Genomic DNA, 14,036 nt, shown 5'->3' with positions numbered 1-14,036 from the left:
TTCTATGGAACCAAGGCCACCTTGGGCGCCCACGAGATGCGGTGCCGATTGTGGACCGAAGGTGCCATCGGCTCCTTCTATGGAGCCCGATGGCACCTTCGGCTCCCTCCACCCTCCCACCTGTCGCATCCGGCATGCGCCACGGCGGTGTCCGTCGTGCGGGGGAACAACGCCGTCCCCGCGAGCCGCGTCGGTCCCTCCCCCGTCACCGGTCGGATCTCGTCCGCGTTGCGCAGGTCGACGATCGTGCGCACCCCCGCGTCCAGCGCCGCTTGCCACCCCGCTCCGGTGACCAGGGTCGGCTCCGCCGATCTGACGTACGCGCCGAACCGCGTGCTGTGACCGTCCATGGTGGGCAGGCCACCGAGATCCCTTGCGTTGTGGAACCCTTCCCAGCCGAGCTGCCTGTGCCGGCACGACGGGTCGTCCGCAGCGGCATCCGGCTCTCGCATAGCATCCAGTATCGCGTTGCCTGCCGGTCCGATCCCGAAGCAGGGCGCGTAGGCAGGCTCCTGTCCCGCTGTCGCGCGCGTGACATGCGGTGAGTCTGGCCAACCACCGGTAGCGAGGAGTGGCCGGACACGGTGGGCCGATCGGCTGGTCGACTGCGGCAGGCACGACCGACGGACGTACGCGTACGGCGGCGCACGAGGAGGTACCGCGTGAGGCGACCCCGGGAACCGGTCCGTGGTCACGAGCAACCCCGCCCGCGGCGCGCGCTCGTGGCCCGCGTCGTCACCACGGTCCTCGTCCTGCTCGCCGCCGCGTTCTGCGCTGCGGCCGTCCTGCGGCTGGTGGTCTCCGGCCTGCTGTGGACCGATGGCAACCGCTACACGACGGCCCTGCTGGCGCTGACACCGGCTGTCACGCTGGCCGGGGGCGTGCTCGGTGTACTGGCTCTTGTCCTGCGCCGCTTGTGGGTCGGCGGCATCGTGACAGCACTGGTCGTCGCGCTTGTGGCCGTCATGCTCCCCAGGGCGCTGCCGGCCGAGAGGCCGGAGTCCGACGGTGCCACGGTGCGGGTGCTCACCGTGAACCTCTTCTTCGGCCGGGTCGACCCGGAGGCCGTTGTCGAGCTGGTGCGCGAGTACGAGGTGGACGTGCTGACCGTGCTCGAGCTGCACCCGCGAACGGCCACGGAGTTGGACGCAGCCGGCCTCGGCGAGCTCCTGCCGCACCAGCACTTCATGCCGGCGCCCGCCGCGGCAGGCTCCGGGATCGCCTCGCGGTACCCCTTGGAGGAGCTGGGCGAGGTCGGCGGATCCTGGTTCCGGCAACCGAGCGCGCGTGTACGGCTCGACTCCGCCCTGCCCGTCGAGATCGTCGCGGTCCACACGGTGCCACCCGTGACCCGAGCTACCGACTGGCGCGCCGAGCTGCGCGCCCTGCCGGAAGCCGCGGCGGACGATCCGCTACGCATCCTGTCCGGCGACTTCAACGCCACGCTGGACCATGCCGAGCTCCGGCGGCTGCTCGACTCCGGCTACGCCGACGCGGCCGGCCAGGTGGGCAAGGGGCTCGTGCCCACCTGGCCGCTCCAGCGGTACCTCCCCGTGCCGCTGGCCACACTGGACCACATCGTGCTCGACGAGCGAGCCTCGGCCCGGGACGTGGCTACAGCGGACGTGCCCAGCGGGGATCACCGGGCGGTGTTCGCGGAGATCGTGCTACCCGGCTGAGTCAGGCGATCGCTCCGGCCTCGCGCAACCGCTGCACGTCGGCGCCGGCGAAGCCGAGCTCGCCGAGCACCTCCTCGGTGTCCGAACCACGCTCGTGCGGCGGGGTCGGGTCCTCGGCAGGCGTGCGGTCGAACTTCGGCGCCGGGGCGGGCTGCCGCACGCCGCCGACGTCGACGAACGTGCCGCGCGCCACGTTGTGCGGGTGCGAGGGCGCCTCCTCCGGTGAAAGCACGGGTGTGATGCACGCATCGGTGCCTTCGGCACGCGCCACCAGCTCGTCCCGGTCGTACTTGGCGATCTCGTCGGCGAGGATCTTGCGCAGCCGCGGCCACTCGTTCTGGTCGAAATGGAACGGCAGCTCGTCGGCGTCCAGCCCGAGCACCTTCACAAGGTCGCCCCAGAAGCGCATCTCGATGGCGCCGACCGCGACATATTTGCCGTCCGCCGTGGTGTAGGTGTCGTAGAACGGGGCTCCGCCGTCGAGCATGTTCTCGCCACGCTCACCCGACCAGCCACCGTTCGCGCGCAGCCCGTACAGGCTGGTCGCCAGCAGCGCGGAACCGTCCACCATGGATGCGTCTACGACCTGGCCCTCGCCCGAGTGCTGCCGTTCGTACAGCGCGGCGAGCACGCCCATCGCCAGCAGTAGACCACCACCGCCGTAGTCGGCGACCAGGTTCAACGGGGGCACCGGGCGCTGCCCGGAACGCCCGATCCGCTCCAGCACACCCGACAGGCCCACATAGTTGATGTCATGGCCCGCCGAGGATGCCATCGGACCGTCCTGGCCCCATCCGGTGATCCGGCCGTAGACCAGCGCGGGATTGCGCGCGTGGCACTCCTGCGGGCCAAGTCCCATCCGTTCGGCGACCCCTGGCCGGAACCCCTCGACGAGCACATCGGCACGGTCCACGAGGCGCAGCACCAGCTCCACGCCCTCAGCGGTCTTGGTGTCCACGCCGATGGTGCGCCTGCTGCGCATCAGCGGGTCGTTGTCGAACATGAGCACATCGGCTCCCGGCTTCGCGCGGTCCACCCGGATCACCTCGGCGCCCAGGTCGGCCAGCACGGTGCACGCGAACGGGCCGGGGGCCAACCCGGCCAGCTCCACGACACGCAGCCCGGAAAGGGGGCCTGCTGCCATATGCGATCTCATCCTCTCGATGTCGTCATCACGAGCCCGGTCCTCGGGCCCGGCAAGTTCGTTACAGGAACCGCGAGATGATCTCCTTCATGATCTCGTTCGTGCCGCCGAAGATCCGGTTGATCCGGACATCGGTCCAGGCGCGCGCGATCGGGTACTCCGCCATGTACCCGTAACCGCCGAACAGCTGCACGCAGTCATCGACGACCTTGTTGACCCGCTCGGTCGTCCACAGCTTGGCCATGGCCGCACCCTGGACGTCCAGCTCGCCACGCAGGTGCCGCTCGATGCACTGGTCAAGGAACGCCCGGCTCACCGCGGCCTCGGTCGCGGCGTCGGCGAGGGTGAACTTGGTGTTCTGGAACCCGAAGATCGGGCGGCCGAACGCTTCGCGCTCCTTGGTGTACTCGAGCGTCTGGTTGACGGCGGCCTCCATACCGGCCACCGCCGTGACCGCGATGATCAGCCGTTCCTGTGGCAGCTGCTCCATGAGCTGGACGAAGCCCATGCCTTCTTGCTCCCCGAGCAGGTTCTCGGCCGGCACGCGTACGTCGTCGAAGAACAGCTCCGCGGTGTCCTGGCCCTTCAACCCGACCTTGTCCAGCACACGTCCCCTGCGGAAACCCTCGGCCGACGTCTCCACGGCGAACAGCGACACGCCCTGCGCGCCTGCGTCCGGGTCCGTCTTGGCCGCCACGACAACCAGATCGGCGTGCGCTCCGTTGGTGATGAAGGTCTTGGAGCCACTGATGACGTAACTGTCCCCGTCCCGTACCGCACGTGTCGCGATGCTCTGCAGGTCCGACCCGGTGCCGGGTTCGGTCATCGCGATCGCGCCGACGAACTCGCCCGAGCACAGCTTGGGCAACCATTCCCGCTTCTTCTCCTCCGAGGCGTAGGCGAGCAGGTAGTGCGCCACGATGCCGCTGTGCACGCTGACGCCCCACGCTCCGTCGCCCGCGCGTGCCTGTTCCTCGAAGAGCACGGTCTCGTGTGCGAAGGTCCCGCCACCACCGCCGTACTCCTCGGGAATGGACAGGCCGAGCAGACCCACCTCCCCGGCCTTGGTCCACAGCTCGCGGTCGACCTGCTTGTTCTCGATCCACCGCTCCTGGTTCGGAGTGAGTTCCTTCTGGCAGAAGGTGCGCGCCAGCTCCCGGAACGCCTCGATATCGGAGTCATTCCACGAGCTCGGTGGAAGTTGCAGCGCCATTACTCGGGCCTCCTGTGCCTCGTGCGCGGGACGCGTCCCATGCCGGTGTCGACTAGAAAACATTCCAACTGGAAGGTAAGTTCTACTTGGAATGTACAGTGCACTCGTCGGGCGATCAAGGGAGACGTGACGTGGGCAGTGCCGAACCGTCCAAGGACCCCTCGGGGCGAGGCGTCCGGGGCCATCGCACCCAGGCCGAGCGCAGCGCTCACACCCGCACCGCCCTGCTCGACGCGACCGTCGACTGCCTGATCGAGCTGGGCTACGCGCGTACGTCGGTACACGAGATCTGCGCGCGCGCAGGCGTGTCCAAGGGTGCCCAGCAGCACCACTTCACGACCAAGGCCGACCTCATGGCGGCCGCCGTCGAGCACCTCACCCATCGCATCGGCGAGGAGATCGTCGATGCCGCAGGGAGCCTCCCGTACGGGCCGCAGCGCATCGAACGGGGTGTGGAGCTGCTCTGGCAGGGGTTCTCGGGCACACTCTCGGCTGCCGTGATGGAGCTGTGGGTCGCCGCACGCACCGACGCCGAGCTCAAGACCGCGATCCGCCCCGTTGACCGCGCGCTCGGCAAGTCGACCTTGGCGCTGTTCACGTCCCTGACCGGCGAGAGCCCCTCGGAACGGACCGAGACGCTGTTCTGGCTCACCGTCAACCTCATCCGCGGTCTCGCCCTCGACGCCGAGATCGGCGGGGACCCGGTTCGCCGCAAGCAGCTGCTGGAGGAATGGAAACGCATCCTGGTCGGCACGGAAGCTCGCTGACGGTGCTCGCTGATCGAGCTCGCCGACGGCAGTCACCACGCGCGTGCCGACGGGCACCTTGGTTCAGCGCCGTACCGCCAGTATGCTCATCGGGAGAAGCTACCCACGAGTAACGGGAGGCGTCGTGACGAGCACCCTGCCGGCCAAGGTCACAGCCAGCACCAGCCAACACGGCACCATCGGTGGCGTGCCGGGCGCGCCGTCGCGGACCCGCGCACAGGCATTGCTCGCCCGTGTCACCGGCGGCTACGACACCGGCGGGACCGAGGTGCAGGCGCCGTTCACCGGCAACCCCATCGCCACCCTTCCGCAGGCGACCGACGCCGAGGCACGCGCAGCCTACTCCGGGGCACGCCAGGCCCAACGCTCCTGGTCAGCGGTTCCCGTCGCGGAGCGGCAACGAATCCTCCTGCGGCTGCAGGACCTCGTTCTGGACAGGCAGGACGAGGTCCTGGATCTCATCCAGGCCGAGACCGGCAAGTCCCGCATGGACGCGTTCGACGAGGTCGCCGCGGCGGCACTGTGCGCGTCGTACTACGGCAAGCACAGCGCCAAGCTGCTCGGCGCCAAACGGCGGGCCGGAGCGCTGCCGGTACTGACAAGGGCGAGCGAGGTCCGGCACCCCAAGGGGGTTGCCGGCATCATCTCGCCGTGGAACTACCCGCTCGCGCTCACCGCGCTCGACGTCCTGCCCGCTCTCGCTGCGGGCAACGCCGTCGTACAGAAACCGGACAACCAGACCTGCCTGAGCGCCCTCTGGCTGCACGAGCTGGCATGCGAGGCGGGTCTGCCCGAGGACGCGTGGACGATCGTGCTCGGCCGCGGTTCGGTGATCGGCGACGCGATCGTCGAGGAGTCCGACTACGTCGGGTTCACCGGATCGACCCCCACCGGTAAACGGCTGGCCGGTCAGATCGCCGAGCGGCTCACCAGCTTCTCCCTGGAGCTCGGCGGCAAGAACCCGATGATCGTGCTCGACGACGCGAAGGTGGATGCCGCTGCCAAGGGCGCCGTGACCGCCTGCTTCTCGTCGGCCGGGCAGCTGTGCGTATCGGTGGAGCGGATCTACGTGCACGAGTCCGTCAAGGAGGAGTTCACCCGCGCGTTCGTCGCACAGACCGAGCGGCTACGGCTCGGAGCGGAGCTGGACTTCAGTGCCGACATCGGGTCACTGACCTCGGCCGACCAGCTGGACACGATCACAAGGCACGTCGAGGACGCACGCGGCAAGGGCGCCACCGTGCTGACCGGAGGTCGGGCGCGACCCGAGCTCGGGCCCCTGTTCTACGAACCGACGGTGCTCACCGATGTCACGCCCGAGATGACCGTCTACGCCGAGGAGACGTTCGGGCCCGTCGTGTCGATCTACGGATACACCGACCTCGACGAGGCCGTCGACAACGCGAACGCAACGGCCTACGGGCTCAACGCGAGCGTGTGGTCCCGCAACGGGGCACGCGGTCGGGCTGTCGCGGCCCGGATCCGCGCCGGGACCGTCAACGTCAACGAGGGTTTCGCAGCGAGCTTCGGGTCGATCGATGCCCCGATGGGCGGCGTCGGTGACTCCGGCGTTGGGCGGCGCAACGGTGCCGACGGGATCCTGCGCTACACCGAGTCCCAGACCATCGCCGCCCAGCGCGGGTTGCGCCTGCGACCGTTCCGCGGCATGCCACCCAAGCTGTGGACCAGGCTCATGTCCCGTGGCGTCAAGGCCATGCGGCACCTACCACGCTGAATGACGCTTTCAGTCCGTACGGAATGCTGAATGACGCTTTCAGCGCATGTCATGGACTGAAAGCGTCATTCAGCATTCAGCAGGCCGCGGTCGTAGGCGATAGCTACGGCCTCGGCCCGCCTGCCTGCGCCGAGCTTGGCCATCGCGCGGGACAGGTGCACGCTGACGGTCTTCTCGCTGATGTAGAGCTCCGCACCCACCTGCCGGTTCGTCCGGCCGAGGGCTACCAGCTCGAGCACAGCCCTCTCCCGTTCGGTGAGCGGACCGGTACTCGCCGCCCGGGGGGCCTGCTGCCCCGCCAGCGTCACCCGCCCGCGCGCCGCCGTCGCGCGGACCGCGTCACGCAGCGGGACGGCGCCGATCCGCTCGGCGACGGCATGTGCTTCCGCCAGATGCTCGGCGGCCGGACCTGTGTCGTGCGCGTCGAGCAACGCCTCGGCGCAGCGCCACCGGCACACCGCCTGGTCGTACACAGCCCCGTAGCCGAAGGCCTCCACCGCCTTCGCCCACAGCTCGGGGTCCGAGCTGCCCCGCAACCTGGTCGCCTCGGCTTCGGCCCGTACCTGCCAGGCCAAGGCTTCCGGACCGACCGGCCGTATCGCCGTCCCTGGCGCCGGATCCACCTCACCGGACCGCGTATCGAGCACGCTCCTGGTGCGCCCGAGCAACCGCTCCCCGGCACCGACCACGTCGTCCTCGCCTGCACGGTCGAGGCGCAGGCGGTGCCCGCCCGCATGGGAGGCCGCCGCGGCGATGCCGAGCGCCGCCACCCGCACGCAGGCGAGCAGCTCGGGGACGTGCTCGTCGAACCACGCGATGCCTTCCTCTGCGCGACGCACCGCGACGGAGTGCTCCCCCTTCCAGCAGGCAACGTCCGTGCCGACCGCAGCAGCCGCGATGGCGATCAGCAGCTCGACCCGCACGTGCGGGCGCATCTCGTCCACCAGCCGCAGCGCGTCCTCGAAACGGCCCTGCCCGGCGAGCACGTGGGCGATCGGTCCTGCCAGTGACGCCGCCGTGATGCTCGACAACGCGTTCCGGTTGGGCTCGGCGGCGTCGATACCGCTCCACTGGCCCCGCACGTAACGCAGGTGCAGCTGCCGCACCCGGGACTCCACGCCGTAGGTGGTCAGCCCGGCCCCGATCGAGGCACCCCGCGCGACCGCGTCGTCGAACGCGGCGACCGCCTCGTCGAGCTCGCCGCGTTCCTCGTATCCGAGGCCGAGATAGTAACGCGCCATCATTTCCGTACCGACGGCGTGTGACTCGGCCGCCTTGTGTTGCGCCGTACGGAGGTACTCGCGGGCCGCCGTGGAGTCGCCCCTGTGTTCGGCGAGCCTGCCTATCGTGATCAACGAGTCCGCCTCGGCGCCACCGAGGTCGTAGGCGCGCGCTTCCGCGAGCGCGCGCTGCGCGCTGGCCAGCGACTCCTCGAACTTGCCCCGGCCACGGAGTATCCGTGCGCGTACCGCGAGCACCCAGGTCCGGGTATGGCTCGGCTCGGCATCGGCGACGAGGTCCCAGGCACGGTCGATCACCGATGCCGCCTCGTCGAGCGAGGCCGTCATGCCGAGCAGCGCCCGCCCGAGACGCAGGTGGATCTTGGCCGCCTCTTCCCCGCTGACCTGCAGGGTACTCGGCTCGGCGAGCTGGGCCACCGCGGCACGCGCGTACGAGATCGAGCGGTCCGGCTCGCCCGCGACTCCCGCGACACGCGAGGCCTTCCTGGTGAGCTCGAGCTCGTTCACGTCGTCCGGGCGCCGCTCCGGCGGCACAGCGTCCCACACCCGTAACGCCCGCTCGATGTGCCGCAGTGCTGAGCCGGGCGCGCCGAGCGCTTCGGCCTCCTGCGCCGCGCGCAGGGACGCCTCCAGCGCCGTGGGCAGGTCATTGCTCTCGAAGCTGTGATACGCCAGCTGCGCGGCCACGCCACTGCGTCGCATCCCGACCAGCCTGCGCGCGTAGGCGGCGTGCATCCGGGTGCGCTCGCCGGGAAGCAGGTCCGCGTAGACGGCCTCACGCAGCAACGCGTGGCGGAACGCGTAGTAGCCGTTGTCCACGACGAGCACGCCGTGCTGTACCGCTTCGCGCAGGGCACCCTCCAGCTCGAGCTCATCGAGCCCGGCGACTTCGCTCAGCGCCCCGTGCGCCACTCCACCGTGAGCCACCGATATGACCCGGATGAGCTGCCGTGCGACGGCAGGAAGCCGTTCCACCCGTGCGAGCAGCACCTCCGCGAGGCCGGCAGGCACCTCGTGCTCGCTCTCCGCTCCGGAGGCGACAAGCTCCTCGAGGAAGAACGCGTTACCCTCCGCTCGCCGCACGATGTTCCCCGCGGTGTCCCCGAGCTGCCCGTCCGATATCGCCGTGACGAACGCGTGGGCATCGTCCGCGGACAGCGCGGACAACTCCATCCGGTCCACCCGCCCCGCCCTGCTGAGCTCGGCGAGTAGCGGGCGCAGCGGATGCCTGCGGTGCACGTCGTCATGCCGGTACGTCGCCAGCAACAACAGGCGCTGCGACCGCAGGCGGGCACACAGGAAGGCGAGCAGATCGCGCGTCGAGCTGTCGGCCCAGTGCAGGTCCTCGACGACGAGCACGACGAGGCGCTCATCGGCGAGCTCCGTCAACGCGTGCACGACGGCGTCGAACAGCTGCAGCTGGCCGATGTCCTGCTCGGCGTTGGGACGGCGCATCGTCTCGTGCTCGACGGTGAACGGGGAGGAGTCCGCTGCGGCCGGGGTCGGCTGGACGAGCTGCGGGAACAGCCGCCCGAGCGCGGGCCGGGACCGCAACACCCCGCGCAGCTCGCCACCCTTCGGAATCGCCAGCGGCGCGAGCGCGTCGGAGAACGGCAGGTACGGCAGGGAACCTTCGGACATGTCGACACAACGACCGGTCAGGACCAGCGCGCCGTACTCGGTCGCGCGCCGACCCAGCTCGGCGACCAACCGCGACTTGCCCATGCCGGCCTCGCCGGGCAGCAGGACGCCACACGCGCCGGATCGCGCGACCGGCGTCCGTTCCCGGCCTGCCCCCCACTTCCGGCCGGGACGGTCGTCGGCTCCGGACGCGCCCCCGTCCGGGTCTGCTCGTCCGGGCCTGCGACGCCGCTCGGCACGATCGGCCTTCGCCCGTGCGCGAGCCTGTCGCGTCCTGCGCACCGCCTCAGCATCCGCCGCGAGCCGCTCGTGGCGGTAGGCGATCTCGGCGCTCCAGGCGTCGACCAGCGTGCGCTGCTCCATGACCCCGCCTCCCTACGGCCGCTCGACGGCCGTTCGACGATCACTGCGTTCGACCTGCAACGCAAGAATCGTCCTGAGGGCGGGTCCCCGGCATCGGGGAATCACCTACCGTCGGACCCGAGCGGGGTGGTAGATCCCCTTACCCGAGCACCTCAGCGAGCTCGCCTCACCCGCAAACCGGGTAAGGGATCGCGCGCCGCCCGGCTCACCACGGCGCCACGCGGCCCGGTCACAGCTCCCGCTCGCGTCCGCCTGCCGAGTCAGGAGCCCACGGCCGGGTCCCACTTCAGCGCGGCGAGCAGACCGTACCAACCCGACTCCGGGACGACCAGAACACCCTCGCGAGGGAGTTTCGAGTCGCGTATCAAGGTCGCGCCGCCGTCGTGGGCGACCTCCACGCAGTCGTTCCCACCACCGCTGTGCCGGCTCCTACGCCAACGCGCACTGTCGATCATCACTCCCCGCTCCTCGTTCGGGCTCCTCATATCCCCTGCCGTGCCACCGCGCCCGCGCGGACGGTCGGCGGCCCGTCATGTCACGAGTGACCTCGCTGCGCGGACTCTCGCACACGCGCCCGCCCGACTCAATGGTCGTCACTGTCCGCTGTCGACCCGTCGCAGCATGCCTCGTGCGATCCCGGTCAACGGCTGCGCGCGGCTCCGGAGAGCTTGTCGAGCACCCGCGTGGAGTCCTCGTGACCGAGAGCGTGGTACCGGAGGTGGTCGAACATCACCGAGTACCGCTCCACCTCACCCGGTTCCTCGAGGCAGACACCACCCGTCGTGCTGTCCACGTACACCACGTCGGGGTCGGCCCGCTCGGGAAAGCCCAGGATGAGGAACGGCCCTTCCATCCCCGAGTGGGCTCCCGCGTCGAACGGCACGACGCGGAGCGTCACGTGCGGCAGCGCCGCGGCTTCGCGCAGCCGGAGCAGCTGCTCGGTCATCACGTCACGCCCGCCAACGACCCTGTGCAGTACGGCCTCGTCCATCACGGCCTCGTACGACGGGGGTGACTCCTCGGCCAGCAGGCGTTGCCGCCGCATACGTGCCGACACCCGGCGCTTGATCTCGGCATCCGGTGCGTGCGGTCGCATGGCCCTGATCACGGCGTGTGCGTATCGCCGGGTCTGCAACAACCCGGGTACCAGCAACGCCTGGAATGCCCGTAACGAGCTCGCGTCCGCCTCGAGCCCGACGAACGAACCGGTGAACACCTCGCTGTAGGAGTGCCACCAGCCCCGCGTGCGGGCCTCGTGTGCCAGCTGCACCAGCTCGTCCGACTCGCGCTGGCCGACGCCGTAGAGCGTCAACATGGCCCGCACATCCTGCGGCCGCACGCCGACGTGCCCGGTCTCGATGCGGCTGACCTTCGACGTCGAGCACCGCAGGCGGTCACTCACCTCACCGATCGTCAGCTCGGCTGCCTCACGAAGCCTGCGCAGCTCACTCGCCAGCCTGCGACGGCGCACCTCGGGCCCGTGACCTCGTGCCATAACGGCACCTCCGCATCCCTCCTGGGGTTTCGCGACCCCCCGTAACAGTCTCCACCGGACCATCTAACCAGCCGGGCGGAGCCGCCGAGTCACGATCCACCCGACGCGCCGGGGCACCTGGTGCAAGTTGCACTCCGCGTGTGTACACTCGCATCCGCACCCTACGGAGGGCGTGATTCACGCGTACGTCCTCGATGACCGGCGGCGACCCTCCCCAGGTCCCCCTTCGTCGCCGGAACGGGGTGCACTGGAGTCCGGGGTCGCAAATCCCCCGACCGGCCCCGGACTCCACTTCATTCCCGCGCCGGTCGGGCGCAGTACCGGTCATTCCTCACCCGCGCCGGTCGGCCGCGATACCGGCCGGGCCGGGTTCCTCACAGCACGCGCAACAGGCCTTCCTGCACCACAGTCGCGATCAGCCTGCCGTCGCCGTCGAAGAACCGGCCGGTGGCCAGGCCACGCGCACCGGAGGCCGACGGTGACTCGGTGTCGTAGAGCAGCCACTCGTCGGCACGGAACGGCCGGTGGAACCACAGGGCGTGATCGAGGCTGGCGCCGAGCACCTTGTCCATCTCCCAGTACACGCCGTGCCTGGCCAGCGCCGAGTCGAGCAGGGTCATATCGGAGGCATAGGTCAGCACGCACACGTGCAACAACCCGTCATCGGGCAGGCGGCCGTCCGCACGCATCCACACCTGGTTGCGGCCTTCCCGGCCGCCGTTCTCGCGGGTGACCCACGGTGGGTCGTTGACGTAGCGCAGGTCGATCGGGCGCCGCCTTGCGTGGATCCCGAGCCTGTCCTCGACACCGCTGAGCCGCTCCGGCAGCGTCGGCAGTGACTCGGGCGGATCGACATCCGGCATCTCCACAGCGTGCTCGATGCCCTCCTCGGCCAGATGGAACGACGCCGACAGCGCGAAGATGGCCTTGCCGTGCTGGATGGCGACAACCCTGCGTGTGGTGAACGAACGCCCGTCGCGGATGCGGTCCACCTCGTACAGGATCGGCACGCTCGGGTCCCCACCCCTGATGAAGTAGGCGTGCAGCGAGTGCACGCCTCGTTCGGCCGGTACGGTACGGCCCGCGGCGACGAGTGCCTGGCCGGCCACCTGCCCCCCGAACACCCGCACCGGCGAGTGCTCGGGGGAGACGCCCCTGTAGATGTTCTCTTCGATCTTCTCCAGGTCGAGCAGGCTCACCAGCTGGTCGACCACCGTCTGGTCATCGGCACCCTCCGCACCGCGGGCACCGCTCATGCGTGGTCCTCTTCCCCGAGCCGGTGCACCCGGATCAGGTTGGTCGACCCGACAGTTCCCGGCGGCGACCCCGCCACGACCACCACGAGGTCACCGGGCTGGTATCGCGGGTTCGCCAGCATGGCCTGATCGACCTGTCGCACCATGGCGTCCGTCGAGGCAACCGGATCCACGATCTGGGCCGAGGTGCCCCAGGTGAGCGCGAGCTGGGACCGCACGCTTTCCAGTGGTGTGAAGGCCAGTAACGGCAACTTGGTGTGCAGCCGGGCGAGCCGCCGGACCGTATCGCCGGACTGCGTGAAGGCCACCAGCGCCTTGGCGTTCAGCCGCTCGCCGATGTCCCGTGCCGCGTAGGACAGCACTCCGCGCTTGGTCCGGGGCACGTGGCTCAGCGGAGGCACAACGGTCGACTCGGCCTCCACCGCCGTGACGATCCGGCTCATCGTCTCGACCGTCTCGATGGGGTACCGGCCGATACTCGTCTCCCCCGAGAGCATGACCGCGTCGGTACCGTCCAGCACCGCGTTGGCCACGTCCGAGGCCTCCGCTCGTGTCGGCTGGAAGCTGTCCATCATCGAGTCGAGCATCTGGGTCGCCACGATCACCGGTTTGGCGTTCTCCCGCGCCATCTGGATCGCTCGCTTCTGCACCAGAGGGACCTGCTCGAGTGCCAGCTCAACGCCGAGGTCGCCGCGGGCGACCATGACGCCGTCGAATGCCAGGACGATGGCTTCCAGGTTGGCGACCGCCTCCGGTTTCTCCAGCTTGGCGATCACCGGTACACGCCTCGTGCCGACCCTGTCCATCACCTGGTGGGCGAGGTCGATATCAGCAGGCGAGCGCACGAACGACATCGCGACGAAGTCGACACCGAGTTCGAGGGCGAACTCGAGGTCGGCGATGTCCTTTTCGGGCAGCGCGGGCACCGACACATCCATGCTGGGCAGGGACACGCCCTTGTTGTCACTCGGCTGACCGCCCTCGGTGACCTCGCACACCACGTCGTCGCCCTCGACTGCGGTGACGGTCAGACCGATCCTGCCGTCGTCGACAAGTAGGCGATCGCCCGGCTTGGCATCGTCGGCCAGGCCGGCATAGGTCGTCGACACTCGCTCCGGAGTACCCTCGACCTCCTCGACCGTGATACGCACGGTGTCCCCGGCGTGCCATTCGACGGGGCCCTGGCCGAAGGTCCCCAGCCGGATCTTCGGCCCCTGCAGGTCGGCGAGGATCCCGATCGGCTCGCCCGTCTCGGCGGCCACATCCCGGATCAGGTCATAGGCTTGCTTGTGGTCACGGTGGGCGCCGTGGCTGAAGTTCAGCCGCGCCACGTTCATTCCGGCGTCGATCAGGCTCCGCACCTTCTCCCTCGTAGCGGTGGCGGGGCCGATCGTGCAAACGATCTTCGCGCGTCGAGTCACGTTCACACACCTTAGCTTCGACGCCTGGACCGATCCAGAGCCGGTCACCCGAACCCCGGGAGAACGGCCGATCACGGAACC

11 protein-coding genes are annotated in these 14,036 nt (G+C 69.7%); 3 read left to right on the top strand and 8 right to left on the bottom strand.

Going from position 1 to position 14,036, the window contains the following annotated elements:
• Positions 1–77 precede the first annotated feature (77 nt).
• Positions 78–452 carry a tyrosine-protein phosphatase gene (locus tag CHB84_RS03610; protein ID WP_089300025.1) on the bottom strand — a complete coding sequence of 125 codons (375 nt, stop codon included), beginning with the start codon at positions 450–452 and terminating at the stop codon, positions 78–80.
• Positions 453–662: 210 nt separating this feature from the next.
• Here CHB84_RS03610 and CHB84_RS03605 point away from each other — a divergent pair, with 210 nt between their 5' ends.
• Positions 663–1,679, top strand: coding sequence for an endonuclease/exonuclease/phosphatase family protein (locus CHB84_RS03605; protein ID WP_245818528.1), 1,017 nt, complete (start codon positions 663–665; stop codon positions 1,677–1,679).
• A gap of 1 nt (position 1,680) precedes the next feature.
• Here CHB84_RS03605 and CHB84_RS03600 read toward each other — a convergent pair whose 3' ends face one another.
• Positions 1,681–2,823 (bottom strand): CaiB/BaiF CoA transferase family protein, encoded by a 1,143-nt coding sequence (locus CHB84_RS03600; protein ID WP_089300023.1) that lies wholly within the window; start codon positions 2,821–2,823, stop codon positions 1,681–1,683.
• 61 nt (positions 2,824–2,884) lie between these two features.
• Positions 2,885–4,036 (bottom strand): acyl-CoA dehydrogenase family protein, encoded by a 1,152-nt coding sequence (locus CHB84_RS03595; protein ID WP_089300022.1) that lies wholly within the window; start codon positions 4,034–4,036, stop codon positions 2,885–2,887.
• 131 nt (positions 4,037–4,167) lie between these two features.
• Between CHB84_RS03595 and CHB84_RS03590 the strand changes: the two genes are divergently transcribed.
• Positions 4,168–4,803, top strand: a complete 636-nt coding sequence (locus CHB84_RS03590) for a TetR/AcrR family transcriptional regulator (RefSeq protein ID WP_089300021.1) — start codon at positions 4,168–4,170, stop codon at positions 4,801–4,803.
• 124 nt (positions 4,804–4,927) lie between these two features.
• Positions 4,928–6,538, top strand: a complete 1,611-nt coding sequence (locus tag CHB84_RS03585) for a succinic semialdehyde dehydrogenase (RefSeq protein ID WP_245818527.1) — start codon at positions 4,928–4,930, stop codon at positions 6,536–6,538.
• 65 nt (positions 6,539–6,603) lie between these two features.
• Here the strand turns inward: CHB84_RS03585 and CHB84_RS03580 are convergent, their stop codons facing one another.
• The 5 genes from CHB84_RS03580 to pyk form a co-directional block, all read right to left on the bottom strand.
• Positions 6,604–9,783, bottom strand: coding sequence for a helix-turn-helix transcriptional regulator (locus tag CHB84_RS03580; protein WP_089300020.1), 3,180 nt, complete (start codon positions 9,781–9,783; stop codon positions 6,604–6,606).
• Positions 9,784–10,043: 260 nt separating this feature from the next.
• Complete coding sequence (locus tag CHB84_RS03575; RefSeq protein WP_089300019.1) at positions 10,044–10,238, bottom strand: DUF397 domain-containing protein; 195 nt, start codon at positions 10,236–10,238, stop codon at positions 10,044–10,046.
• Between the two features lie 185 nt (positions 10,239–10,423).
• Positions 10,424–11,278, bottom strand: a complete 855-nt coding sequence (locus CHB84_RS03570) for a helix-turn-helix domain-containing protein (protein ID WP_089300018.1) — start codon at positions 11,276–11,278, stop codon at positions 10,424–10,426.
• A 374-nt stretch (positions 11,279–11,652) separates the two neighbouring features.
• Entirely contained in the window at positions 11,653–12,534 is an 882-nt protein-coding gene (gene tesB, locus CHB84_RS03565; RefSeq protein ID WP_089300017.1) for an acyl-CoA thioesterase II, read from the bottom strand.
• Positions 12,531–13,955 (bottom strand): pyruvate kinase, encoded by a 1,425-nt coding sequence (gene pyk, locus CHB84_RS03560; protein ID WP_089300113.1) that lies wholly within the window; start codon positions 13,953–13,955, stop codon positions 12,531–12,533. The genes tesB and pyk overlap by 4 nt, the downstream gene beginning before the upstream one ends.
• Positions 13,956–14,036: the final 81 nt, after the last annotated feature.

The organism is Haloechinothrix alba (genome assembly GCF_900188115.1).
In the GTDB taxonomy this organism is placed as follows: domain Bacteria; phylum Actinomycetota; class Actinomycetes; order Mycobacteriales; family Pseudonocardiaceae; genus Haloechinothrix; species Haloechinothrix alba.
Note: the sequence above shows the minus strand (reverse complement) of the source record. Positions and strands in the feature narration are given on the sequence as shown.